General features: G+C 65.2%; 18 protein-coding genes. 11 read left to right on the plus strand and 7 right to left on the minus strand.

All coding sequences use genetic code 11. The annotated features are described in order from the left end of the window. Position 1: 1 nt before the first annotated feature. The 6 genes from atpA (at position 2) to glmS (ending at position 7,620) form a co-directional block, all read left to right on the plus strand. Positions 2-1,546: a F0F1 ATP synthase subunit alpha gene (atpA, locus tag ACMG4O_RS03255; RefSeq protein ID WP_142947988.1), complete on the plus strand. Its 1,545-nt coding sequence runs from the start codon at positions 2-4 to the stop codon at positions 1,544-1,546. 23 nt (positions 1,547-1,569) lie between these two features. Further along, on the plus strand, positions 1,570-2,430 hold the full coding sequence (gene atpG / locus ACMG4O_RS03260) for a F0F1 ATP synthase subunit gamma (RefSeq protein ID WP_414434431.1): 861 nt from the start codon (positions 1,570-1,572) through the stop codon (positions 2,428-2,430). A 51-nt stretch (positions 2,431-2,481) separates the two neighbouring features. Then, positions 2,482-3,867, plus strand: a complete 1,386-nt coding sequence (atpD, locus tag ACMG4O_RS03265) for a F0F1 ATP synthase subunit beta (protein ID WP_142947990.1) — start codon at positions 2,482-2,484, stop codon at positions 3,865-3,867. Positions 3,868-3,887: 20 nt separating this feature from the next. Beyond that, positions 3,888-4,313 carry a F0F1 ATP synthase subunit epsilon gene (locus ACMG4O_RS03270; protein WP_142947991.1) on the plus strand — a complete coding sequence of 142 codons (426 nt, stop codon included), beginning with the start codon at positions 3,888-3,890 and terminating at the stop codon, positions 4,311-4,313. A 90-nt stretch (positions 4,314-4,403) separates the two neighbouring features. Further along, entirely contained in the window at positions 4,404-5,762 is a 1,359-nt protein-coding gene (gene glmU, locus ACMG4O_RS03275) for a bifunctional UDP-N-acetylglucosamine diphosphorylase/glucosamine-1-phosphate N-acetyltransferase GlmU (RefSeq protein ID WP_142947992.1), read from the plus strand. Between the two features lie 28 nt (positions 5,763-5,790). Beyond that, a complete protein-coding gene (gene glmS / locus ACMG4O_RS03280) occupies positions 5,791-7,620 on the plus strand; it encodes a glutamine--fructose-6-phosphate transaminase (isomerizing) (protein ID WP_370183656.1) in 1,830 nt (609 codons plus the stop codon). 6 nt (positions 7,621-7,626) lie between these two features. On the opposite strand, the gene msrA is transcribed toward glmS, so the two are convergent. Then, entirely contained in the window at positions 7,627-8,733 is a 1,107-nt protein-coding gene (gene msrA, locus ACMG4O_RS03285) for a peptide-methionine (S)-S-oxide reductase MsrA (RefSeq protein WP_414434432.1), read from the minus strand. A gap of 204 nt (positions 8,734-8,937) precedes the next feature. Between msrA and mscL the strand changes: the two genes are divergently transcribed. After that, positions 8,938-9,372: a large conductance mechanosensitive channel protein MscL gene (gene mscL, locus ACMG4O_RS03290; protein ID WP_142947994.1), complete on the plus strand. Its 435-nt coding sequence runs from the start codon at positions 8,938-8,940 to the stop codon at positions 9,370-9,372. Beyond that, positions 9,372-10,796 (plus strand): phospholipase D family protein, encoded by a 1,425-nt coding sequence (locus ACMG4O_RS03295; RefSeq protein ID WP_414434433.1) that lies wholly within the window; start codon positions 9,372-9,374, stop codon positions 10,794-10,796. The genes mscL and ACMG4O_RS03295 overlap by 1 nt, the downstream gene beginning before the upstream one ends. 21 nt (positions 10,797-10,817) lie before the next feature. Here ACMG4O_RS03295 and ACMG4O_RS03300 read toward each other — a convergent pair whose 3' ends face one another. Further along, positions 10,818-12,428, minus strand: a complete 1,611-nt coding sequence (locus tag ACMG4O_RS03300; RefSeq protein ID WP_414434434.1) for a class I adenylate-forming enzyme family protein — start codon at positions 12,426-12,428, stop codon at positions 10,818-10,820. Positions 12,429-12,666: 238 nt separating this feature from the next. Here ACMG4O_RS03300 and ACMG4O_RS03305 point away from each other — a divergent pair, with 238 nt between their 5' ends. Both ACMG4O_RS03305 and ACMG4O_RS03310 read left to right on the plus strand, forming a co-directional pair. Then, positions 12,667-13,917: an ABC transporter substrate-binding protein gene (locus tag ACMG4O_RS03305; protein WP_414434435.1), complete on the plus strand. Its 1,251-nt coding sequence runs from the start codon at positions 12,667-12,669 to the stop codon at positions 13,915-13,917. A gap of 8 nt (positions 13,918-13,925) precedes the next feature. Beyond that, a complete protein-coding gene (locus ACMG4O_RS03310; RefSeq protein WP_142947998.1) occupies positions 13,926-14,381 on the plus strand; it encodes an acyl-CoA thioesterase in 456 nt (151 codons plus the stop codon). Here ACMG4O_RS03310 and ACMG4O_RS03315 read toward each other — a convergent pair. The 3 genes from ACMG4O_RS03315 to ACMG4O_RS03325 all read right to left on the minus strand — a co-directional run bounded on the left by ACMG4O_RS03315 (position 14,378) and on the right by ACMG4O_RS03325 (position 19,926). Then, a complete protein-coding gene (locus ACMG4O_RS03315; protein WP_194855308.1) occupies positions 14,378-15,355 on the minus strand; it encodes an NADPH:quinone oxidoreductase family protein in 978 nt (325 codons plus the stop codon). The genes ACMG4O_RS03310 and ACMG4O_RS03315 overlap by 4 nt on opposite strands. 132 nt (positions 15,356-15,487) lie before the next feature. After that, complete coding sequence (locus ACMG4O_RS03320) at positions 15,488-16,543, minus strand: saccharopine dehydrogenase family protein (RefSeq protein WP_414434436.1); 1,056 nt, start codon at positions 16,541-16,543, stop codon at positions 15,488-15,490. A 248-nt stretch (positions 16,544-16,791) separates the two neighbouring features. Beyond that, a complete protein-coding gene (locus ACMG4O_RS03325) occupies positions 16,792-19,926 on the minus strand; it encodes a penicillin acylase family protein (protein WP_414434437.1) in 3,135 nt (1,044 codons plus the stop codon). A gap of 199 nt (positions 19,927-20,125) precedes the next feature. Between ACMG4O_RS03325 and ACMG4O_RS03330 the strand changes: the two genes are divergently transcribed. Next, positions 20,126-21,274 (plus strand): alkane 1-monooxygenase, encoded by a 1,149-nt coding sequence (locus tag ACMG4O_RS03330; RefSeq protein ID WP_370183670.1) that lies wholly within the window; start codon positions 20,126-20,128, stop codon positions 21,272-21,274. A gap of 84 nt (positions 21,275-21,358) precedes the next feature. Here the strand turns inward: ACMG4O_RS03330 and ACMG4O_RS03335 are convergent, their stop codons facing one another. Together ACMG4O_RS03335 and ACMG4O_RS03340 are read right to left on the minus strand one after the other, a co-directional pair. Then, a complete protein-coding gene (locus ACMG4O_RS03335) occupies positions 21,359-22,201 on the minus strand; it encodes a MerR family transcriptional regulator (protein WP_067609793.1) in 843 nt (280 codons plus the stop codon). Between the two features lie 55 nt (positions 22,202-22,256). After that, the gene (locus ACMG4O_RS03340; protein ID WP_414434438.1) at positions 22,257-23,993 is read right to left on the minus strand and encodes an SDR family oxidoreductase; all 1,737 of its coding nucleotides are present in this window, start codon (positions 23,991-23,993) and stop codon (positions 22,257-22,259) included. Between the last annotated feature and the right edge of the window lie 194 nt (positions 23,994-24,187).

A 24,187-nucleotide genomic window follows, 5' to 3' on the forward strand; every position in this document is an offset into this window, starting at 1 on the left:
GATGCAGCAACTCAACCCGTCCGAAATCAGCGAGATTATCAAGTCGCGCATCGCGAAACTTGATACCTCCACCGAGGCACGGAACGAAGGTACGGTGGTATCCGTATTTGACGGCATCGTGCGCATTCATGGTCTGGCCGACGTGATGTTCGGCGAAATGATCGAGTTTGAGGGCGGCATCTTCGGCATGGCCCTCAACCTGGAGCAGGACTCCGTGGGCGCCGTGGTGCTGGGTGATTACCTGGGTCTGGCGGAGGGCCAGAAGGTCCGCTGCACCGGCCGCATTCTGGAAGTGCCGGTGGGCCCGGAATTGCTCGGCCGCGTGGTCGACGCCCTGGGTAACCCGGTGGACGGCAAAGGTCCGGTGGACGCCGCCGAAACCGACGCCGTCGAGAAAGTGGCGCCCGGCGTGATCTGGCGTAAAGAGGTGAACGAGCCGGTACAGACCGGTTTCAAATCCATCGACGCCATGACCCCGATCGGCCGTGGCCAGCGTGAGCTGATCATCGGCGACCGCCAGATCGGTAAGACCGCCGTGGCGGTGGACACCATCATTAACCAGAAAGACTCTGGCATTAAGTGTGTCTACGTGGCCATCGGTCAGAAGCAGTCCACCATCGCCAACGTGGTGAGCAAGCTGGAAGAGCACGGCGCCATGGAAAACACCGTGATCGTGGCGGCCTCCGCTTCCGATCCGGCTTCCATGCAGTTCCTGGCCCCGTTCGCCGGCTGCGCCATGGGTGAGTACTTCCGTGACCGCGGCGAAGACGCCCTGATCGTTTATGACGATCTCACCAAGCAAGCCTGGGCCTACCGTCAGATTTCCCTGCTGCTGCGCCGCCCGCCGGGCCGTGAAGCCTACCCGGGTGACGTGTTCTACCTGCACTCCCGTCTGCTGGAACGCGCCGCCAAGGTAAACGAGGAATTCGTCGAGAAGTTCACCGACGGTAAAGTGAAAGGCAAGACCGGTTCCCTGACCGCACTGCCGATCATTGAGACCCAGGGCGGTGACGTGTCCGCGTTCGTACCCACCAACGTGATCTCCATTACCGATGGTCAGATCTTCCTGGAAACCAGCCTGTTCAACGCCGGCATCCGCCCGGCCATGAACGCCGGCATCTCGGTTTCCCGTGTGGGCGGTTCCGCGCAGACCAAGATCGTCAAGAAGCTCGGCGGTGGTATCCGTCTGGCACTGGCCCAGTACCGGGAACTGGCGGCGTTCGCTCAGTTCGCTTCCGACCTGGACGAGGCCACCCGTGAGCAGCTCGAGCACGGCCAGGCCGTCACCGAGCTGATGAAGCAGAAGCAATACAGCCCGATGTCCGTTGCCGAAATGGGCGTGGTGCTGTACGCGGCGAACAACGGCTACCTGAAAGGCATCGAGATCAGCAAGATCGGCGCCTTCGAAGCCGCGCTGCTGGATTATATGAACAGCGAACAGAAAGCGTTGATGGACAAGATCAACGAAAAGGGTGACTACAACGATGAGATCGAGGCCGGTATCAAAGACGCCATCGATCAATTCAAGTCCACCCAAACCTGGTAATTCGCTAAGAAAGGATTAGTCCTATGGCTAGCGGTAAAGAGATCAAAGGCAAGATCTCTAGTGTCCAGAGCACGAAGAAGATCACTCGTGCGATGGAGATGGTGGCAGCCAGCAAAATGCGCAAAGCGCAGGACCGTATGGCTGCCAGCAAGCCCTACGCGAGCCGTATGCGTCAGGTGGTTGCCCATCTTGCCAACGCTGATCTGGAGTACCGGCACATTTACCTGCACGAGCGGGAAGTGAAGAACGTCGGTTACATCGTGGTGACCTCCGACCGGGGCCTGAGTGGCGGCTTGAACGCCAACCTGCTGAAGAAGGTCGTGAAAAGCACCCGTCAGTGGGAGCAGGAAGGCGCCAAGACGCAGTACTGCGTGGTAGGCAGCAAGGGCATCGCCTTCTTCAAGAGCGTCGGCGGCGACGTTCAGGCCACCGTTAACGGCCTGGGCGACACCCCGCACCTGAGCGATCTGATCGGCTCCATCAAGGTGATGCTCGACGCCTTTGAAAATGGTGAGATCGACCGTTTGTACCTGGTGTACAACGAGTTCGTGAACACCATGACGCAGTCACCCAAAAGCATTCAGTTGCTGCCGCTTGAAGCTTCGCAAGACGAAGAGTTTCAGCGTCATTGGGACTATATCTACGAGCCTGAGCCCAAGGAAATCCTGGATGAGCTGCTGGTCCGGTTCATTGAATCCCAGGTTTATCAAGGCGTGGTCGAGAACAATGCCTGTGAACAGGCAGCGCGCATGGTCGCCATGAAGGCGGCCAGTGACAACGCCGGCGAGATCATTAATGACCTCCAGCTGGTGTACAACAAGGCGCGCCAGGCGGCCATTACCCAGGAAATTTCTGAAATCGTTGGTGGTGCCGCCGCGGTCTAGTGTCTGTTTCAGACAGCACGCGGCGAAAACGCAAGTTAAGAGGATGCAAGCATGAGTAGCGGTCGTATTGTTCAGATCATCGGTGCTGTGATCGACGTCGAATTCCCGCGCGAAAACGTGCCAAAGGTGTATGACGCTCTCACCGTGGACGGTACCGAAACCACGCTGGAAGTTCAGCAGCAGTTGGGTGACGGCGTGGTGCGCACCATCGCGATGGGCTCCACTGAAGGTCTGAAGCGTGGCCTGGGTGTCACCGACACCGGCGAACCGATTCAGGTGCCGGTGGGCACCAAGACCCTGGGCCGGATCATGGACGTGCTCGGTCGCCCGATCGACGAAGCGGGTCCGATCGGTGAAGAAGAGCGCATGTCCATTCACCGTGAGGCACCCTCTTACGCGGATCAGGCAGCCACCAACGAACTGCTTGAAACCGGCATCAAGGTGATCGACCTGGTCTGCCCGTTCGCCAAGGGCGGTAAGGTTGGCCTGTTCGGCGGCGCCGGCGTGGGTAAAACCGTGAACATGATGGAGCTGATCCGGAACATCGCGATCGAGCACTCCGGTTTCTCCGTGTTCGCCGGTGTGGGTGAGCGTACCCGTGAGGGTAACGACTTCTACCACGAGATGAAGGACTCCAACGTTCTCGACAAGGTGTCCCTGGTCTACGGCCAGATGAACGAGCCGCCGGGCAACCGTCTGCGCGTGGCGCTGACCGGTCTGACCATGGCCGAGAAGTTCCGTGACGAAGGCCGTGACGTTCTGTTCTTCGTGGATAACATCTACCGTTACACCCTGGCGGGTACCGAGGTATCGGCACTGCTGGGCCGGATGCCCTCCGCGGTGGGTTACCAGCCGACCCTGGCGGAAGAGATGGGCGTTCTGCAGGAACGGATCACCTCCACCAAGACCGGTTCCATTACCTCCGTGCAGGCGGTATACGTGCCCGCGGATGACTTGACCGACCCGTCCCCGGCGACCACCTTCGCCCACCTGGACGCCACCGTGGTACTGAGCCGTGACATCGCCTCCAAGGGTATCTACCCGGCGATCGACCCGCTCGACTCCACCTCCCGCCAGCTGGATCCGCTGGTGATCGGCCAGGAGCACTACGAGGCGGCCCGTGGCGTGCAGACCGTTCTGCAGGGCTACAAGGAACTCAAGGACATCATCGCGATTCTGGGTATGGACGAGCTGTCCGAAGAGGATAAGCTGACCGTATCCCGCGCGCGTAAGATCGAACGCTTCCTGTCACAGCCGTTTTTCGTGGCGGAAGTATTCACCGGCGCACCGGGCAAATACGTCTCCCTGAAGGACACCATCCGTTCCTTCCAGGGTATCCTGAACGGTGATTATGACCACATCCCCGAGCAGGACTTCTACATGAAGGGCTCCATCGACGAGGTTGTAGAGGCCTACAACAAACGCGGTGACAAGTAACCGCCCGGGGAGGAACACAGATGGCGATGACCGTGCATTGCGATATCGTTAGTGCCGAAAAGCAGCTGTTCTCCGGACTGGTCGAGTTGGTAGTGGCCGCCGGTGTGGAAGGGGACCTGGGTGTCATGCCCGGTCACGCGCCCTTGCTCACCCGGCTCAAGCCCGGCCCGGTTCGCGTGAAGAAGCAGAACGGGGACGAAGAAGTGTTCTACGTCTCCGGCGGCTTCCTGGAAGTCCAGCCGAAACTGGTCACCGTGCTGGCGGACACCGCCGAGCGCGCCCAGGATATGGACGGCGCCCAGGCGGAAGAAGCCAAGCAGCGTGCCAAGGAAGCCCTGGAAGGCAAGAACGCCGACATGGACTACTCGCGCGCCGCCATCACCCTGGCCGAAGCGTCCGCGCGCTTGCGTACCATCGAGCAAATCAAGAAGATGGCCAAGCGGTAACGCCCGGCTTTCGGTACAAGCTGAATTAAAAAAGGGTGGCTCTGAGCTGCCCTTTTTTTGTTATCACCACAGAACTCAAGGAAGCGGAGCATGAATCTGGCGGTAGTGATTCTCGCGGCGGGCAAGGGAACCCGCATGAAATCGGATCTCCCCAAGGTACTCCACCCGATTGCCGGGCGCCCCATGGTGCAGCACGTGGTGGACGCCGCCGGCGCCCTCGACCCGGACAACACCGTGCTGATTTACGGTCACGGCGGCGATGCCGTCCGCCAGGCGGTGACCGGTTCGCGGCTGCAATGGGCGGAGCAGGCCGAACAGCTCGGCACCGGCCACGCCGTGGCGCAGGCCCTGCCGCACCTGGAAGAAGACGTGGTGCTGGTGCTGTACGGCGACGTGCCTCTGATCCAGCCGCAGACCCTGCGTGACTTCGTCGCCCGCGTGGACGACCAGAGCCTGGCGCTGATGACCCTGACTCTGGATGACCCCTCCGGCTACGGCCGTGTGATTCGCGACGGCGACGGCAAGGTACGGCGGGTGGTGGAGCAGAAAGACGCCAGCGACGACGAAAAAGCGGTCCGCGAAATCAATACCGGCATTCTCGCCTGCACCCGCCGCTTCCTGAACGACAGCCTGCCGCGACTCTCCAACAGCAACGCCCAGGGCGAATACTACCTCACCGACCTGATCGCCATGGCCGTGGACGCGGGCATGGAGGTGGTCACCGAGCAGCCCGGCCACGCCTGGGAAGTGGACGGCGTCAACGACCGGGTGCAGCTGGCGCGCCTGGAACGGGTCTATCAGCGGGTCCGCGCGGAATCGCTGATGCGCGCCGGCGTCACCCTGCTGGATCCCGCCCGCCTGGATATCCGTGGAAACCTGCAGTGCGGCCAGGACGTCACCCTCGACATCAACACCGTGCTGGTGGGCGACGTGGTGATCGGCGACCGCGTCACCGTGGGCCCGAACTGTTTGATCCGCAACGCCCGCATCGGCAGCGGCACCCACATCGAGGCGAACTCGGTGGTGGACGGCGCGGTGGTCGGTGAAGAGTGTCAGGTGGGTCCGTTCGCCCGTCTGCGTCCGGGCACCGAGCTGGCCGCCCGGGCCAAGGTCGGCAACTTCGTGGAGACCAAGAAAGCCTATGTGGGCGAGGGCTCGAAAGTGAACCACCTCACCTACATTGGCGACAGCCGTATCGGCAAGGGCGTCAACGTGGGCGCCGGCACCATTACCTGCAACTACGACGGCGTGAACAAGTTCCAGACGGTGATGAAGGACGGTGCCTTTATCGGTTCCAATTCGTCGCTGGTGGCGCCGGTCACCATCGGCGAGAATGCCACCGTGGGCGCCGGCAGCGTGGTGACCAAGGACGTGCCCGACCAGGGCCTGGCGGTGGCCCGTGGCCAGCAGCGCAACATTCAGAACTGGTCGCGGCCGGAAAAGAAATAGGCACGGAACGGACAAAAAGGAAAAGCACATGTGTGGAATCGTCGGCGCCATTGCCCATCGTAATGTCAGCAACATCCTGATCACCGGCCTGAAGCGCCTGGAATATCGGGGCTACGACAGCGCGGGCGTGGCCCTGCTCAACGACCAGGGCCTGCTCCGCGTGCGCCGCCAGGGTAAGGTGGCGGCGCTGGAAGCGGCGGTGCGCGAGCAGAACAGTGCCGGCTTCCTGGGTATCGCACACACGCGCTGGGCCACCCATGGCCGTCCGTCCGAGGACAACGCCCACCCGCATATGTCCGGTAACGGGCTGGCGGTGGTGCATAACGGCATCATCGAGAACTTCCAGGAACTCAAGGACGAACTGGAAGCCGACGGTTACGCCTTCAGCTCGCAGACCGACACCGAGGTGATCGCCCACCTGATCCACCGCGCCCTCAAGGACACCGGCAATCTGGTGGCCGCGGTACGCGCCAGCGTGGCGCGTCTGCACGGCGCCTATGCGCTGGGCGTGATCGACCAGAATGAACCCGACCGGCTGGTGGCGGTGCGCTCCGGTTCGCCGCTGGTGGTGGGCCTGGGCATCGACGAAAACTACGTGGCCTCCGATCAGCTGGCCCTGTTGCCGGTGACCAACCGCTTCATCTTTCTTGAAGAGGGCGATCTGGTGGACGTCACCGTGGACGCCGTCACCATCACCGACGCCGACGGTGAGCCGGCGGAGCGTACCGTCCACGAACTGGACGGCACCCACGAGGACGCCGACAAAGGGCCGTACCGGCACTACATGCAGAAGGAAATCTTCGAGCAGCCCGCCGCCATCCAGCGCACCCTGGAAGGACGTATCGATTCGCCCGACGCGGTGAGCGCCGCCTTCGGCGACAGCGCCGCCGCCATCTTCGACCGGGTACGCACGGTGCAAATTGTCGCCTGCGGCACCAGCTACCACGCCGGCATGGTGGCCCGTTACTGGCTGGAAGCCATGGCGGGCATTCCCTGCCAGGTGGAAGTGGCCAGTGAATTCCGCTACCGCCGGCACGTGGTGCCGGAAGGCACCCTGTTCGTCACCATTTCACAGAGTGGTGAAACCGCCGATACCCTGGCCGCGCTGCGCGACACCGGCGGCAAGGATTACGTCGGTCGCCTGGCGATCTGCAACGTGGACGGTTCCTCGCTGGTGCGCGAGTCCGAGCTGGTGTTTCTCACCAAGGCCGGGCCGGAAATCGGCGTGGCGTCCACCAAGGCGTTCACCACCCAGCTCACCGGGCTGATGATGCTGGTGCTGGCCCTGGGCCGCCGTAAGGGCCTGGGCGACGACCAGATCGAAACGATTCTGTCCGAACTGCGTCAGCTGCCCAATCTCCTGGAGCAGGCGGCGGCCCTGGACAAGCCCATCGAAACCCTGTCGCGCGCCTTCGTGGAAAAGCACCACACCCTGTTCCTGGGCCGCGGCGTGCACTTCCCGGTGGCCATGGAAGGGGCGCTCAAGCTCAAGGAAATCTCCTATATCCACGCCGAGGCCTACCCGGCCGGCGAGCTCAAGCACGGCCCGCTGGCCCTGGTGGATAAGGAAATGCCGGTGGTGGCGGTGGCGCCCAACGACCAGCTGCTGGAAAAGCTGAAGTCGAACCTGCAGGAAGTGCGCGCCCGGGGCGGCGAACTCTATGTGTTCGCCGACAAGAACGCCCACGTTAAAGAGGGCGAGGGCATCCATGTGCTGAACATGCCCGCAGTGCCGGAAAGCATCGCGCCGATCGTCTACACCGTGCCGCTGCAACTGCTCAGCTACCATGTGGCGGTGCTGCGCGGCACCGATGTGGATCAGCCGCGCAACCTCGCCAAATCGGTCACCGTGGAGTAACCGGCCCTAGTCTTCGAACAGGGACAGATACTCCCCGTAGCCGAGCTCTTCCATCTTCTCGCGGGGGATGAACTCCATGGCGGCGGAGTTCATGCACCAGCGCTGGCCGGTGGGCGCCGGCCCGTCGTCGAACACATGGCCCAGGTGCGAATCCGCGTAGCGGCTGCGCACCTCGGTGCGGGTGGCCCACCACAGACTGTTGTCTTCGCGGGTGGTCACGAAGCGGTCGTCGATGGGCCGGGTGAAGCTCGGCCAGCCGGTGCCGGAATCGTACTTGTCCGTGGAGGAGAACAACGGCTCGCCGCTGATCACGTCCACATAGATGCCTTCTTTCTTCAGGTCGTGATACGGGTTCTTGAACGCCCGCTCGGTGGCGTCGTCACGCGTCACCTGAAAGGCGATCTCCGGCAGCGCCTTCTTGAGCACCTCATCGGAGGGGCGCTTGAACTTCTCCGGGCCTTCCCAGGGCGCACCCAGATCCAGCTCTTCCTGTTCCTCTTCTTCCTCCACCGAGGCGCTCAGCCAGGGGCGTGCGTCCGGGTCTTCCCAGTGCTTCTCCAGAAACTGATCACGGCCTGAGTTGTAGCGATAGAACTTATAGCGCAGGGCACTCTTCTTGTAATAGTCCTGGTGGTAGTCCTCGGCTTCGTAAAACGCTTTCAACGGCACGATCTCGGTGACCACGTCCTTATCGAAACGGCCGCTCTCATCGAGGGCCTTTTTGGACGCTTCCGCCAGCGCACGCTCCTCGTCGTTCTGGTAGAAGATCGCGCTGCGGTACTGCGAGCCCTGGTCAATAAACTGGCCGTCCGGGTCGGTCGGGTCGATGTGCTTCCAGAACCAGGCGAGCAGATTCTCGTAGCTCACCACCTCCGGGTCGTAGAGCACCTTCACCACCTCGGTGTGGCCGGTTTGCCCACCGGCTACCTGCTGGTAGGTGGGGTCCACCTCTTCGCCGCCGGCGTAGCCGCTGATCGCTTCGGACACCCCGTCCAGCTTTTCGAAATCCGCTTCGGTACACCAGAAGCAGCCGCCGGCGAACACGGCGCTGGCCTGGGCGGCCATGGCCGGCCCGGCCACCAACACCATTAGGAAAACCAATACGCGCATCATAGTTGCCTCCTTTAGCGAACCTTGGATGCATCCGGAGAGAGAATGTTACATCGGCCTCCCGGTCGGCACGGCCCGCCACTCCCATGATTGTGCGCCGCCCACCGTGTGGATGGCGACAACGCCGCTAACCGTTTCGCCGCGGCGCGCATCCGGGCTACCATACTTCCAGCCGGGACCGGTCCGGTCATAAAGGGAGCGATGACGATGAGCATGATCAAGGAATTCCGTGAATTCGCCGTGCGCGGCAATGTGGTCGATATGGCCGTGGGGATCATTATCGGCGGCGCCTTCGGCACCATCGCCAAGAGCCTGGTGTCCGACGTGATCATGCCCCCGGTGGGGCTGCTCCTGGCGGACGTGGATTTCGTCGATTTGTTCCTGGTGCTCAAGGGCGACGGGCCCTTCGCCACCCTGGCCGACGCCCAGGCGGCGGGCGCGGTGACGCTCAACTACGGCGTATTTATCAACAACGTGATCAGCTTCCTGATCGTCGCCTGGGCGGTGTTCTTCCTGGTGCGCGGGCTCAACCGGGTCAAGCGCAAGGAAGAACAGGCCGCCCCGGTGGAGCCGCCGCCCACCCCCGAGGTGCCGGAAGACATTCTGCTGCTGCGCGAAATCCGCGATAACCTCAAGCGTTGATGAGTGAGCAAGCCCAGGGGCACGGGCAAGGTGCCCCCCGTCAGAACGTCGAGAACTCTCACTTTTGTCTGGTCGCGGACAGCGAGGAAGCCTTCGTGCTGCGCGCCGCCACCGCGCGGCTGGCCCAGCGCACCCTGGACCTGCAGTACTACGTCTGGGAGGACGACCGGATCGGCAAGCTGCTGGTCTACCGGGCCCTGGAAGCGGCCCGCCGGGGCGTCAAGGTGCGGCTGCTGCTAGACCACGCCAACCAGCTCGGCCGGGATGTGAAATGGGCGGCGCTGAACGCGCACCCGAACGTGGAAATCCGGCTGTTCAACCCGTTCCGGGGCCGCTACAAGCACTTTATTCAGTGGCTCTATCACGCCCCCCGGCTCAACCACCGGATGCACAACAAGGCCTGGATCGTGGACGGCGAGCGGGCCATCGTCGGCGGCCGCAACCTGTCCGAGCACTACTTCGGTGTCCACCCGGAAGCCAACTTCCGCGACCTGGACATCTACGCCCGGGGGCCGATCGTGGCGGAAACCCGCGCCGCCTTCGACGCCTACTGGGACAGCGACGTCTGCGTGCGCCTGCGCTCCCTGCGCCGCCGCTCGCGGGTCCACGCCGACCGGTTGTGGCAGCAGCTGGTGGCGTGGCGTAAAAGCCTGGACGGTTTTCCCTACCGTTACGAACAGGATGTCGCCCATTTCGAAGACGTTCTCGGCGCCGCCGACCGACGACAGATTCAGGCGCCGGCCGCGCTGCTGTTCGATCCGCCGGACAAGGCCAAGGGCGCCACCCAGCGCCTGATGGGCGACCAGCTCGGCCGGCTGCTCGGGCAGCGCTCCCTGAACGAGATCCTGATCGAGGCCAGCTACTTTATCCCCGGGGACGAATTCACCGCCGCCCTGGCCGACATGCACCGCAACGGCTGCCGGGTGGCGCTGCTCACCAACAGCCTGGCCACCAACGACGTGATCGCCGCCCACGCCGCCTACGCCCGCTACCGCCCGGCGCTGCTGCGCGGCGGTGTCGAGGTCCACGAGCTGCAGGCCAACGCCCGCGCCCGCCGCCACCACGCCCGGCTGTTGCGCGGCCGGGGCCGCTCCAAGTCCAGCCTGCACACCAAAGCCATGGTGCTCGACCGCAAGGAGCTGTTCGTGGGCTCGTTCAACCTGGACCCGCGCTCGGTGAACGTGAACACGGAGATGGGCTACTACGTGGACAGCGAAGCGCTGGCCGGCGAGGTGGCGGCGTTCGTGGAGGAAGGGATGGCGCCCCAGAACAGCTACCGGGTCACGAGTGACGACCAGGGGCTGCTATGGGGCGCCGGCGACGAGCGGGGCCCGGTTCAGTACCGAAGCGAACCCCGGGTCAGTCCGTTGCGGCGGCTGGCGTCGCAACTGTGCGCGCTGCTGCCGATCGAGAACCTGCTGTAGCGCGGGTGAGCGCGGGCGCGCTCAGTCCCGCTTGCTCTGTTCCAGATTCTTCCAGTACGGGTCGCGCAGCTCGCGCTTGAGGATCTTGCCGATGGTGCTGCGCGGCAGCTCGTCGCGGCGCTCCAGGCCGGACAAACGCTGCCCCTTGCCCAGTTGCTGGTTGGCCCGCTCGCGGATCGCCTCCAGGTCGCCCTCGGCGCCCTCGCGCAGCACCACCAGGCCCAGGGGCGTTTCCCCCCACTGCTCGCTGGGGACCGCGATCACCGCCGCGTCCACCACGTCGTCGTCCTTGAGCAGCACCTTCTCCAGGTCCTCCGCGTAGACGTTGAAGCCGCCGGAAATGATCATGTCCTTGCGGCGGTCGAGCACCGACAGGAAGCCGTCCTCGTCCAGGCGTCCCATGTCGCCGGTGCGGTAAAACACCTCGCCCTCGGGGCTGGTCCACAGCAGCTCGCTGGTCTTGTCTTCACGCTTGTAGTAGCCGCGCATCATGGCGCCGCTGCGGCCCACGATCTCGCCGATCTCGCCGGCGGGCAGCTCTTTCAGGTCCTCGCCGATAATGCGCAGCTCGCAGCCCGGGCTGGCCTTGCCCACGGTGGCCCATTTGGTGGGGTTCTCGGCGCAGTTCAGGGTGGTGGTCACGCCGCCCTCGGTGAGGCCGTAGAACTCCAGAATGTTGCCCGGCCAGCGCGCCATGGCGTCGGCGATCACGTGGGCGCGCAGCGGCGCGCTGGTGGAGAACTTCACCTTGAAGCTGCTCAGGTCGAAGCGGTCGAAATCCGGTTCGGCGAGAATGCGCTGGTACTGCACCGGCACCAGCATGGCGTGGGTGACGCGGTGCTGCTCGGCCAGCTCCAGGAAGCGGTGGGCGTCGAACTTGGCCATGCTGACGATGGTACCGCCACCGAACAGGGTGGGCAGCACCGACACCAGGGTGGTGTTGGAGTACAGCGGCGTGGACACCAGGTTCACCGCCGTGTCGTCGTAGCCCAGGGCCGCCACGCGCTCCAGCTGACGGGCGCGCAGGCGGTGATCGTGGAGAATGCCCTTGGGCACCCCGGTGGTGCCGGAGCTGTAGATGATGTTGAACGGGTCGTCCAGCGACGGCGTGTGGTCCGGCGCGTCCGTGGCCGGGTCGCCCAGCCAGTCCTCGAAGGCCAGCCAGCCGTCGGCCTGGAAATCCAGGCTGATGCGGGTGTTCTTATCAATGTTGTCGAGCCCGTCGAGCAGCGGCTCGATCAGGTCGCGGTGCTTGGCGGACACGAACAGAAAACGCGCGTCGCAGTCGTTGACCATCAGCGCCAGGGTTTCGCCGGCGGCCATGCCGGACAGCGGCACCATGCAGCCGCCGGCGGTGAGGGTGCCCATGAACAGGGTCAGGTAGCGGGCGCTGTTCTCGGACAGGCCGGCCACGGTCTCGCCGCGCTGCAGACCGGCGGCGCGCAGGCGGTTGGCCACCCGGTTCACGTTATCCACGAACTGACGCCAGGTGAGCATGCCGGTTTCGTCGTACACCGCCGGTTTGTCCGGCTGGGCCGCCGCCAGCTGCTGCAGGCGTTCGGGCACGGATACAAAGGCCTCCGCGTCCATTTCTGGTGCGTAGACGGGCATCGCTTCACTTACCGCGGTCATGGGTCTCTCCCGATTAGCTGGAATTCCGTTAAAGTGGAATTTTGTTTTAAATTTGGCCAGGAAGCATACTCTCCGGTATGCCCGGGCTCAATACTGACCGGTCACGCTCCGCCGGCGTCCGCTCGACCAAAGGCTAATAACACCGTTTTCAGGGGGCGTGCTAGTTGTCTCGTAAGAGGCCTGCGGGTCCGCTTTCACCGCGGCCACAAGCAGATAACAACAATTCTGGGGAACCGCCATGGGACTCAAAAAAAGCTTGGGTATCGTTGCCGCCTGCTTGCTGGCGAGCGCCGCGCACGCGGCCACGCCGGTGAAGCTGGGCCTTAACTACCCGCACACCGGTGAATACAGTGAAGAGGGGCTGATGCAAAAGCGCGGCGCCCTGATGGCCATTGATGAAATCAACGCCGCCGGTGGCGTGCGCGGCCGGCCGCTGGAGCTGATCGAGCGCGATTCCGCCTCCCAGGCGGAGCGCTCCCGGCGCAACGTGGACGAGCTCGCCGCCGAAGGCGCGGCCATGCTGTTCGGCGGCTCGTCCAGCGGCGTCGCCATCGCCGCCAGCAAGCAGGCGCGCAAGCACGACCTGCTCTACTTCGGCACGCTCACCTATTCCAACGATACCACCGGCAAGGACGGCCACCTGGGCATGTTCCGCGAGTGCTACAACGCCTGGATGGCGGCGCGGGTGCTGGGCGACTACCTCAAGCGCGAGTACCAGGACAAGAAGTACTTCTACGTCACCGCCGACTACACCTGGGGCCACACCACCGAAGCCTCCATGCGCGAATTCACCGACACCAAGGACGGCGAGCGCCACGGCTCGGTGCTGGTGCCGTTCCCCGGCGGCCGCTACCACGAAATCGAAGAGGCCATGCAGGCGGCGGCGGACAGCGACGCGGACGTCCTGGTGATGGTGTTGTTCGGCGAGCAAATGGTGCGCGGCATGACTATCGCCCAGCAGAAAAAGCTGCCCGAACGGATGCAGATCGTGGTGCCCAATCTCACCCTCAGCATGGTCGAGCAGACCGGGCCCTTCATCATGGCCGGGGTGATCGGCGCCGCACCCTGGACCTGGAACGTACCCTACGAATACGGCTTTGAGCGCGGCCAGCAGTTCGTGGAAGAATTCTCCCAGCGCTACCGTACCCGCCCCTCCACTTCGGCGGCATCCGCCTACAGCATTGTGTATCAGTGGAAAGAGGCGGTGGAACGGGCCGGCAGCTTCGCCTCCGACAACGTGCGGCGTGCCCTGGAGGGCCACAGCTACACGCTGCTCAAGGACCAACAGCAGTGGCGTGCCTTTGATCACCAGAACGTGCAAAGTGTCTACGCCGTGCGCATCAAGGCCCGTGACCAGGTCATGAAAGACGAGTACCGGCAGAATTTCTTTGAGATTATCAGCCGCATGTCCGGCGAGGACGCCGCCATCACGCGCAGCCAGTGGCTCGCGGAACGGCGCCGCGCGGGCATGCCCGAACAACTTGAATAGGAGTTTTCATGAGCGAGCGCTTCCGCTTCCGTTTCCGGGTCCGCTACAACGAATGCGACGCCCAACTGGTGGTGTTCAATGCCCGCTACGCGGACTACGTGGACCTGGCGATGACCGAGTTCATGCGCTCCCTGGGGCGGGACTACAAGGCGTTGCTGGCCCGGGGGCTGGACAACCAGGTGGTGAAAATGACCCTGGAATGGCAGGCGCCGGCGCGCTTCGACGACGTCATCGACGTGCACGTGCGCACGCTCAAGGTAGGCAACAGCTCGTTCACGCTGGAGCACGAACTGGTGAAGGCGGAAGACGGCACCACGCTGTGCCGGGCGGAAGTGGTCTATGTGCTGATGACCACCGAACCGTTCGAGAAAACCACGGTGCCCGATGATCTGCGGGCGGCCCTGCTGGAGGGCGCGCCCGGCAAGATCATCGACCAGAGTGGCGGGGCTCCGGCAGCGACTTAGTCGCTGACCTTGAGAACCACCTTGCCCTTGGCGCGGCGCGAGCTCAGCGCCGCCAGGGCGTCTTCGTACTGCTCGAAGGGGAACACCTCGCTGACGCGCGGGTTGATCTTGCCTTCGGCGAACAGCTGCATCAGTTCCTTCACGTTCTGGATGTGCGCTTTCGGCTCCTTGGCGGTGAAGGCGCCCCAGAACACGCCCACCACGCTGCAGCCCTTGAGCAGGGTCAGGTTGGCGGGGATCTTGGGAATCTCGCCGGCGGCGAAGCCGACGATCAGGAAGCGGCCGTTCCAGGCCATGTTGCGCAACGCCGGCTCGGTGAAGCGGTCGCCCACCGGGTCGTAGATCACGTCGATGCCCTGCGGGTAGCGGCTCTTGAGCGCTTCCTTGAGGTCTTCGTCGGTGTAGTTGATCAGGTCGTCGGCGCCGGCTTCCTTGGCCACCTGCAGCTTGTCGTCGCTGCTGGCGGCGGCGATCACCTTGGCGCCCATGGCCTTGCCCAGCTCCACCGCGGCGAGGCCCACGCCGCCGCTGGCGCCCAGCACCAGCAGGGTCTCGCCGGGCTGAATGTTGGCGCGCTGCTTGAGGGCGTGATAGCTGGTGCCGTAGACCATGCTGAAGGCGGCGGCGGTTTCGTCCTTCATGCCGTCGGGCACCGGGATCACGCGGCTTTCGCCGATCACCATCTCCTCGGCGAAGGAGCCGTAGCCGGTCAGGCCCATCACCCGCATGCCGGGCTTCAGGTTTTTCACGTCCGGACCCACCTCGATGATCTCGCCGGCCATTTCGCCGCCCGGTGAAAACGGCAGCTCCGGTTTGATCTGGTACTTGCCCTCAATAATCAGGGTGTCGGGAAAGTTCAGGCCGGCCGCCTTCACTTTCACTTTGACCCCGTCACCGCTCACCTGGGGTGACGGTACGTCCTCGATCACCAGCTTGTCCGCCGGCCCCAGTTCCTTGCAGAGAATGGCGCGCATGCTTATCTCCCGAATAGTGCCTGTTATAAAAATAGCTCAGTGAAACGGACACGCTAACGCCGGCCCGTCAATTAAACAAATGCATAAGAATCATCGAACGGCATAAGCGGTGTGCATCATGGCCGACGAGTGTCAGCACTCACTTACTTCGAAGTGCCCGGATCCCGGCAGCTCCTCCACCAGTTGAGCGCCGCAGAGTTTCGAGGGCGTATAGCAGCCGGGGGCCGGTGCCTGTTCCTCGATAAAGCGCCGCACCGCCAGGGCGCCGTCCACGGTCAGCGCGTAGCCGTTGGCGGTGCGCAGCCGGATCACCCGCTGTTCGCCGGCGCCGTTACGTGCCTCGCCCCAAACGTGGGTGGTCAGGCGGGCGCGGGTTTGCTCGTCCGGCCCTTTCACGCGACGGTCCACCAGGGACTTTAAATAGCCTTGAATCACCGGCAGAGACATCAGCGGTCGGGTCACGTTGCCGGCCTTGGCGGCCCAGATCAGCCAGCGCGGCGCGGGCACGAACACCTGAATGTTTTCAATCCCGGTGCTCTGCCAGGCGGTGGTCACGTCGCCCCAGGGGATGGTCATGGCCCATTGCGGGCCGGCGCCGAAATCAATGCGCCGTACCTTCCAGCCCAGCGGCACCTCGGCGAGTTGCCCGTTGATACGGGCGCGGCCGCCGTCGGCGAGGCCTTCCACCAGGGTTTTGGCGGTGCCGGGGGACAGGCCCGAGCGAGTGGAGAAGCCCAGCGACAGCTCGCGGGCATCGGGCAGGGCTTCCTTGAGGCGGGCGGCCACGCAATCGGTGGGAATCACATCGAAACCGACCCCCGGGCAGGCGATGATGCCGGCCTGCTCGACGCGCGCCGCCTGGGCGAATACATGCTCGAACACCGCCACTTCGCCGGTGATGTCCAGATAGTGGGTGCGCGCCTTGAGACAACCTTCCAGCATCGCCCGGCTGGTGCGCGAAAACGGGCCGGCGCAGTGCAGCACCAGATCCACGTCGGCCAGCTCGTCCGCCAGGGTGTCCGGGTCGTCCAGGGAAAACACCCGGTACTCCAGCCCCTCCTGCTCGGCGAGCGGCGCCACCTTGGCCTCCCGGCGGCCGGCCAGGATCGGCTTCAGTCCCTGGCCACGGGCATTGCGGGCGATCAGCTCGCCGGTGTAGCCATTGGCACCGTAGATCATCCAACGCATAGCCATCGCTCCACGGGTTATTAATGGTGAAAGAGTACTCTCCCGCCACGAGACGTAACACCGTCCCAACCTTTCTACGAAGCGGTCTTTGTAGGAGCGGGCCTAGCCCGCGAAAGGCCGGCGAAGCCGGCCGGTAGGATCCCAGAGACTTTTCTAACGCGTACCAACAGCGTCTCTGGAATCCTGCCGGGAGCTTCGCTCCCTTTCGCGGGCAAGGCCCGCTCCCACCATCCTTTGTTTCTCGGGGCTTAGCGGTGGTTGGTGAACTCCACCACCTGTTGGAAGGTGGGGCGGTTCTGCCAGTGGATCGCTGGCACCGAGGAGAGCCCGATGGCGCGGTGCTGGATGGCGTCCAGGCTTTCGTCCACGTCCCAGTTGTCCCTGTTCGCCAGGCCGCCGAGATCGTCCAGGGCCAGCGTCAGGCTTTCCGCCAGGGCGGCGCGGCAGACCTCGGCGCGGTCGCTGTCCGCGCAGCGCAGCCGCTGGTAGGGCCGTGCGCTGTTGCCCAGGGCCTGTTCCAGCACCCGCTCCAGGTAGCCGTAGTAGCCGTTCTGGTAGGCCGAGCCGCCGGCGCCGGGCGCATTGTCGCGGCCCACCAGCGACACATTGCCGGCCGTCGTGTCTTCCAGAGCGGTGACCTGCGGCAGCAGCGTCTCGATCATCCGGGTGTACCAGGCGTCCATCAGCGCCACTTGCGCCTGGGCGTCGTATTCGCCGTCGCCGTCCCGGTCGCGCCGGTAGGCGCCGCCGTCCACCCAGGCCTGCATCATCTCCACCACCGAGGCCTCGTCGCCGGTGACCGGCGTGCTTTGCAGCAGCGCCAGGGCCTTGGGCAGCACCTCCTGGCCGCGCAGATCGACCACCGCCGCGTCGCCCATGGCCTCGACCATGTTGGCGCGGGTCACGTTGCCCTGTTGCACCAGATCCCGCAGGCGCACGTCGAGCATGTCGTTGCGGTGGGCGGAGCTGTAGGTGGCGTTGGCGTCGGCGGCCCACCAGTCGCGGGCCGGGCGGTTGTTCCAGCTGGCCAGGTAGCCGCGCTCCGGGTTGGCGTCGTTGGGGTGCGCCTCCAGGTCGATGAAGCCCTGCCAGTCGAACTGGCCGTTGCCCCAGCTGGGCAGCTCCGGGTGTACCCCGGCGGCACGGCGCGGATAGAGGCCGGAATGGAAGAAGGCGATGTCGCGGTCGTCGATGTAGAACCAGTTGAAACTGCCGGTGGTGTTGTTGAACACCTCCTGGAAGCTGCGCACGTCGTGGACGTCGTTGCGGGTCGCCTGCAGGAACGGCAGCGCGGTATCCAGCTCGGCGAAATAGGTGCTGCGCTGGCGGGTCAGCGCCACCGGCTGGCCGCCCACGGCGGCGAAGCCGATCACCGGGCCGTACTCGGCGGTGCGGATCACGCGGCGCTGCACCGCCACGTTCTGGCCGATGGTGGCCGGGTCGTCGGTGGGCACCGCCAGGTTCCAGCGCGCCGCCCAGGTCTCGTCGATCACATCGAAAGGCCGGCACTGGCCGCCCACCTGGTAGCCGCCTTCGCCGTGGGCCGGCGCCTCGGCGGGCTGGCAACGGCGCACCACGCGCACGTCGGTGAGGTCCGAGCTGCCGGAGGTGGCGCTCCAGGCGAAATCCGGGCCGCGCCCGATCACCACATAGGGCAGGCCGGTGAAGGTCATGCCGCGGCTGTTGATGTCGCCGCCGTGCACCGACATTTCCAGCAGCAACTGGGGCACGAAGTAGCTGGTTTGCGGGCCGAATACCGCCAGCGGCCGGCCGCTGGCGCTGTGTTCGCCGTTGAGCAGCAGGGCGTTGGAGATGGCGTTGGGGAAGCCGTCGCGCAGGCCCGCCACGCCTTTGGCCAGCTGGCCCACCCGCTCGCGCACCGCGAGCCGCTGGGCGTCGCTCAGCGCGCCGGGCAGGGCGGTGGGCTCGGGGGTGTCGCGCCACAGTTCATCGAACTCGATGGTGACCCGCGCCCAGCGGGCCGCCAGGGTCGGTTCGCCGTCCGGCAGGTCGGACGACGCCAGTGACAGCAGGCCGCCGAGCAACTCACCGACCGCGTCCAGCAAGCCGCCCACGGCGCCGGTGCCCGGCAGGGCCGGCACATTACCCACCGCCGTGGGGCAGGTGGGCTGGCCCGGGGGGCCGCAGGGCTCGGTGGTCAGCGGCTGGTAGCTCTGGAAGGAGCCGGCGTCGAACAGCACCGCGCCCGGGAAGCGGCCGGCCAGTTCGCCGGACAGCGGACACAGCGTCTCGTCGATCTCCGGCGGCGACTGGGTGGCGAAGCGCCGTTCGGTGGTCACCGAGGATTCGCCGTCGGTGGCGTGGCGCAGGTCGCGCCACAGTTCACAGGCGGCCTGGTCGGAGCCGGTCTGCTCGCGCAGCGCCTGAAGCAGCAGCACGTTGTCGTGCTCGCCGCCGCCGCCGCCGGCGAAGATGCCCTGGATCAGGGTGGCGATGGCCACCACGTCCTCGATCACGAAGGGCTCCAGTTGCACGCCCAGGCCCACGTATTCGATGGGTGCCTTGAGCAGGCCGCTTTGCACGTCTTCCACGTACTTGTTGAGGCCGGCCACATAGTGGACGGCGTCCTGGTAGATCTGCGCGCCGTCGTCGCCGAAGCGGGCGATGGCGTTGGCGATCTGTTCGGTGCGGTCTTCCTCCCGGTAGGGCGCGTCCACGGCGATGTCCCGGTCGAAGGAGAAGTCCGCCGGGCCGAGGAACTTTGACAGTTCGCCGCGTCCGGCGCGGCGCAGCACGTCGAGCAGGAACAGGCGGTCGGCGGCGGTCACGTAGCCGGTGCCGAACAGGGCGTCGGGGCGGCTGTCGCCGAAGATATGCGGCACGCCGAAGCGGTCGCGCTTGATCGCCACGCTGCGGTTGCCCGCCGCCACCGTGATCTCGCTTTCCCAGTCGCCGGCGTCCGGTGCCAGCAGCGGCGCGTCCTTGAAGTAGTCGCCGAGCTCGCCGTCGGTGAGGTTTTCGGGGCTGCGCACCAGCGCGTCGTACAGGTCCAGCTGGTCGTCGAAGTGCGGCTCTTTACTGAGCGCCGGCACCAGGCCGGTTTCCGCCACCAGGTCATCGAGCAGCGTGCTGATCAGGTCGGAGAGGCCGGGAATGTCGGCGGTCAGGTTGCTCAGGCCGCCGTTGTCGTCCTGGCCGGGCGGCAGCACATTGAGCACCCGGCCGTAGTCGGCGAACGGCGCGCTGACCTGGGAAGGGCGCTGCTCGGGCAGAGTCGGCTGGGCGGGCTCTTCGGGTTCCGGCTCCGGCGGTGGCGCCGGGTTATTGGGGCTGGGGGCGCCGCCGCCGTTGCCGCCGCCGCCGCCTCCGCAGGCACTGAGAAAAAGGGCCAGCAACACGCTGAGCATCAGTCGATGAATCATACCGCCTCCCGGTTATTGTTTTATGGGGTGTAGGGGTTCATCGCCAGATTGGCACGATGGTTCAAGTCGCGGGAGGCGAAGCTACAAAAAGCCAGCGAAATGCTACCCGCCGGTTAAAAAGCAACGGCTTTCATATTGACAGTGTTCAATGGCGGGTTTGATGATGAAATAACCAGAGGCCGGCCAGGAGGATAACAACATGAATACGGCGGCGATGAATACGGAATGGCGGGACACCCGCCGTTATTGGTGGTTACTGAGCACCCTCACCATGCTGTTGCCGGTGGGCGCGGTGCAGATGGTCCAGCTCACCGGCTGGCCGGTGATGTGGTGGTTCGGGTTTCTGTTCGTGTTCGGGGTGATTCCCCTGTTCGACGTGATCCTCGGCGAGGAAACCGCCAACCCGCCGGAAGACCGGGTCAGCGAGCTGGAGAACGACCGCTATTACCGCTACGCGGTCTATATCTCGGTGCCAATGCTGTACGGCGCTTTCGTCTACGCCGCCTGGGTGGCCGGCACCTGGGCCCTGCCCTGGTACAGCTACCTGGGGCTGGCGATCTCCACCGGCTGCGCCACCGGCATCGCCATCAATACCGGCCACGAGCTGGGCCACAAGAACGACCGCCTGGAGAAGTGGCTGGCCAAACTGGCGCTGGCGCCGGTGTTCTACGGGCACTTCTTCGTCGAGCACAACCGCGGCCATCATGTGCGGGTGTCCACGCCGGAGGACCCGGCCTCGTCCCGCTTCGGGGAAACCTTCTGGGAGTTTCTGCCGCGCACCGTGCTGGGCAGCCTGAAATCCGCCTGGCACCTGGAAAAGCAGCGCCTGGAGCGCCAGGGCAAATCGGTGTGGCACTGGCGCAACGACAACCTGCAGGCCTGGGGCCTGTCGGTGCTGTTATGGGGCGCGCTGATCGTCTGGCTGGGCTGGGCGGTGCTGCCGTTCCTGATTATCCAGAGCCTGTTCGGTTTCCAGTTGCTGGAGGTGGTGAACTACCTGGAGCACTACGGCCTGCTGCGGCAGAAGAAGGAAAACGGACGCTACGAACGGTGCCGGCCGGAGCACTCCTGGAACTCCAACCGCCGGGTCACCAACATCTTTCTGTATCAGCTGCAGCGCCACTCCGACCACCACGCCTACCCGACGCGCAGCTACCAGGCCCTGCGGCACTTCGACGAATCACCGCAGCTGCCCGGCGGCTACGCCTCGATGATCCTGCTGGCGTGGATACCGCCGCTGTGGTTCCGGGTGATGGACCACCGCGTGGTGGCGCACTACGACGGCGACATGAGCCGGGCCAACATCAAGCCCTCGATCCGCGACCGGGTGATCGCTCAATATTCCTGACCGCGGGCCCGGTGGGAGCGGGCCCCGCCCGCGAAAGGCAAGCAAAGCTTGCTGGCGGGATTCCAGAGAGGGAGGGTGTTCGTTCTAGTGGTGCTTTTCCAAATGCGCCAGCACGTTCTCGAGCCGGTCCACCAGCACCTTGTTGATGCTCTTCTCCAGCACCCGGCCCAGCTCGTCGTTGACCACCGCCTCGGCGAGCGGGCGGATGCGGGTGATGAATTCCGCCAGGCGCGCCACGTCCTCGCCTTCGGGCAGGCTGTTGGGGCCGTACTTCTCGTCCACCAGGTGCTCGACGATCATGTCGATAAAGCGCTCGGCGAGCTTGTCCACTTCCTGGCGCACCAGCCGCACATGGGTGAGCACCGCGTCCAGGGGCACGCCGTTTTCCACCAGCTCCTTGCCGGCGTTGTAGATGCGCGGGTAGGGCACGCGCAGGCGCATGCCTTCGGGGATCATATAGCCCAGCGACACCGCCTTGGTCATCACCTCCGGGGTGATGTCCTCGCCGAAATCGTCGATCAGATCCTGATAATCCTTGTAGGAGGGCACCTCCGGGTTCTGCCAGGAGGTCACCGCCACTTCCAGGCCGAGAATGTCGTTCAGGTCGCGGCCCTGTTCCCAGGCGCTGAGCAGATCGCGGATGTTGTTGAGCGTGTAGCCGCGCTCCAGCAGCGCGCCGATGATCTTCAGGCGGGCCAGATGCACATCGGTGTAAATGCCGGTGCGGCCGCGCTTTTCCGGCGGCGGCAGCAGGCCCCGGTCCTGGTAGGCGCGCACGTTGCGCACCGTGGAGCCGGCTTCGCGGGCCAGCTGGTCGATGGTGAACTCCTGGCGCTTTTCCAGCTCCGGAAGTTCGCCTTTACCGTCGGGCGCGCTTTGCTTGAGGCGGCGTAGAATCGCCGCCGGGGATTTCCGTGAAGAACTCATGAGCGCGATGATAGACCGGTTGCCGGCCCGGTGCCATGCATCCGGGACGCCATCGTCATGGCGCCACGTCCAGGCGGGCCAGGCGGCGCGCCAGCCCCGGCGCCCAGCGGCCGATCAGACGCATGCCGCTGGCCTCCACGCTCACCGGCACTTCGGCGCGGTTGCCCTGCACCGCGTCGACGATGGCGCGGGCCACCCGGTCGGCGGTGAAGCCGCGCTTGTGGTAAAGCCGTTGGGCGGCGTCGCGGCGGCGGCTCTGCTCGTCGTCGTCGACACCGACGAAGCGGGCCCGGCCGGTGATCGGTGTATCAATGATGCCGGGGCAGATCGCCGACACACCGATGCCCTGGTCCGCCAGTTCCGCGCGCAGGCACTCGGTGAGCATCAGCACTGCGGATTTGCTGGTGGCGTAGGCCGGCAGCGCCCGGGACGGCAGATAGGCGGACGCCGAAGAGACGTTGACGATATGGCCGCTCTTGGCCTGGTCCACCATCTGCCGGGCGAACAGCCGGCAGCCGTGGATCACGCCCCACAGGTTCACGTCCAGCACCTGCTTCCAGTCCTGCACGGTGGTGTCCAGCAGCGGGCCGGCCAGGCCGATGCCGGCGTTATTGACGACCACGTCCGGGGCGCCCAGCTCCTTGTCCACGTAGCGCGCCAGCGCCTCCATGGAGCGGCTGTTGCCGACGTCGGTCTTGCGGCTCAGGGCCTGGCCGCCGGCGTCCTGGATTTTGCGCGCGGTGCGCGCGGCGGAATCCGGATCAATGTCGGTGCACAGCACGGTGGCGCCCCGGGCGCCGAACGCCAGCGCCGTTTGCTCGCCGATGCCGGAACCGGCGCCGGTGATCACCACCAGCTTGCCGCTGTCCGGTCCGTCGGCGGCGGTCACCCGGGCCCGCTGCAGGGCCGCGTCCGCCGGCGCCCCTTCAATATGCTCGATAAAGGCTTTTAGATAGCGGGCGGTCAGCGGTGCGTGGCCCAGCAACGGGCCCCAGTGGCCGGTGTTCAGCTCCCGGCGCCACAACTGGCCGGTCCAGGGCGGCACGCTGTCCAGCAGCGCCGGGCCCACATAGCGGTCGCGGCGCGCCACCAGCAGCTGCACCGGCACCGTGGTGCGCCGCTCCCGGGGGTGCAGCAGGCGCGGCAGCATGTTGGCCCGGTAGAGCGCCACGCCCTGGGCGCCGTCCCGGGTCTGGGTGGCGCTGACCGGCGCGCTGAGGCCTTCGGTGCGCCGCAACAGGTCGGGCCAGGCGTCACCGAGGCCCAGCTTCCAGGCCATCGGCGCCAGGGCGGGGATATGGAAGGCGCCGATGTACCAGCTCTTCGCCAGCTGCCGCAGGCTGGCCGTCAGATCGGCGGCGCCGGTGCCGCGCATGCTGTGCCCGACATGGTCCAGGCAGGGCCCGGACAGGCTGGTGTAGGAGGCGATGCGCTTTTCCGCCCCCGGTTCGGTGACCGCCTCCCAGGCCTGGATCGAACCCCAGTCGTGGCCCACCAGGTGCACCGGCCGGCCCGGGCTCAGGGCATCGATCACCGCGAACAGATCGTCGCGCAGTTCTTCCAGGCGGTAGGCCTGGCGGCCGCGCGGCGAGGACGAGGCGCCGGCGCCGCGCACGTCATAGGTGATCAGGTGGTAGTCGTCGCCGAGGGCTTCGGCCACCGCGTCCCAGACGTCGCCGTTATCCGGGTAGCCGTGGACGAACAGCACCGCCGGGCCGTCCGGGTTGCCCCGCCGCCGGGTCGCCAGGTTGATGCCGTCCCGAATCACGGTACGGTGATGCCACTGTTCCATGCGTCTGTCTCTCGTCGAATCCACTTGGGGAAGAACGTTTACACCGTTTGATGTAACAGTCAAACTACGCCGTTGGCCGCCTGACCGGTTTGCCGCGTAGTTTGGGTCAATCTCGTTGATTTCTTGTTATAACCCCGCCGGCGCCGTCGAATCGAGCGCCGTCTTGTCGTAGTCTTCACGCATTAATGCCGTGC

Source organism: Alloalcanivorax venustensis, assembly GCF_047495515.1.
GTDB lineage: Bacteria > Pseudomonadota > Gammaproteobacteria > Pseudomonadales > Alcanivoracaceae > Alloalcanivorax > Alloalcanivorax venustensis.

What these genes read in the sequence shown, in the direction of transcription:
- atpA (WP_142947988.1), top strand. Translation starts at nt 2, where the DNA reads ATGCAGCAACTCAACCCGTCCGAAATCAGCGAGATTATCAAGTCGCGC.
- atpG (WP_414434431.1), top strand. Translation starts at nt 1,570, where the DNA reads ATGGCTAGCGGTAAAGAGATCAAAGGCAAGATCTCTAGTGTCCAGAGC.
- atpD (WP_142947990.1), top strand. Translation starts at nt 2,482, where the DNA reads ATGAGTAGCGGTCGTATTGTTCAGATCATCGGTGCTGTGATCGACGTC.
- ACMG4O_RS03270 (WP_142947991.1), top strand. Translation starts at nt 3,888, where the DNA reads ATGGCGATGACCGTGCATTGCGATATCGTTAGTGCCGAAAAGCAGCTG.
- glmU (WP_142947992.1), top strand. Translation starts at nt 4,404, where the DNA reads ATGAATCTGGCGGTAGTGATTCTCGCGGCGGGCAAGGGAACCCGCATG.
- glmS (WP_370183656.1), top strand. Translation starts at nt 5,791, where the DNA reads ATGTGTGGAATCGTCGGCGCCATTGCCCATCGTAATGTCAGCAACATC.
- msrA (WP_414434432.1), bottom strand. Translation starts at nt 8,733, where the DNA reads ATGATGCGCGTATTGGTTTTCCTAATGGTGTTGGTGGCCGGGCCGGCC.
- mscL (WP_142947994.1), top strand. Translation starts at nt 8,938, where the DNA reads ATGAGCATGATCAAGGAATTCCGTGAATTCGCCGTGCGCGGCAATGTG.
- ACMG4O_RS03295 (WP_414434433.1), top strand. Translation starts at nt 9,372, where the DNA reads ATGAGTGAGCAAGCCCAGGGGCACGGGCAAGGTGCCCCCCGTCAGAAC.
- ACMG4O_RS03300 (WP_414434434.1), bottom strand. Translation starts at nt 12,428, where the DNA reads ATGACCGCGGTAAGTGAAGCGATGCCCGTCTACGCACCAGAAATGGAC.
- ACMG4O_RS03305 (WP_414434435.1), top strand. Translation starts at nt 12,667, where the DNA reads ATGGGACTCAAAAAAAGCTTGGGTATCGTTGCCGCCTGCTTGCTGGCG.
- ACMG4O_RS03310 (WP_142947998.1), top strand. Translation starts at nt 13,926, where the DNA reads ATGAGCGAGCGCTTCCGCTTCCGTTTCCGGGTCCGCTACAACGAATGC.
- ACMG4O_RS03315 (WP_194855308.1), bottom strand. Translation starts at nt 15,355, where the DNA reads ATGCGCGCCATTCTCTGCAAGGAACTGGGGCCGGCGGACAAGCTGGTG.
- ACMG4O_RS03320 (WP_414434436.1), bottom strand. Translation starts at nt 16,543, where the DNA reads ATGCGTTGGATGATCTACGGTGCCAATGGCTACACCGGCGAGCTGATC.
- ACMG4O_RS03325 (WP_414434437.1), bottom strand. Translation starts at nt 19,926, where the DNA reads ATGATTCATCGACTGATGCTCAGCGTGTTGCTGGCCCTTTTTCTCAGT.
- ACMG4O_RS03330 (WP_370183670.1), top strand. Translation starts at nt 20,126, where the DNA reads ATGAATACGGCGGCGATGAATACGGAATGGCGGGACACCCGCCGTTAT.
- ACMG4O_RS03335 (WP_067609793.1), bottom strand. Translation starts at nt 22,201, where the DNA reads ATGAGTTCTTCACGGAAATCCCCGGCGGCGATTCTACGCCGCCTCAAG.
- ACMG4O_RS03340 (WP_414434438.1), bottom strand. Translation starts at nt 23,993, where the DNA reads ATGGAACAGTGGCATCACCGTACCGTGATTCGGGACGGCATCAACCTG.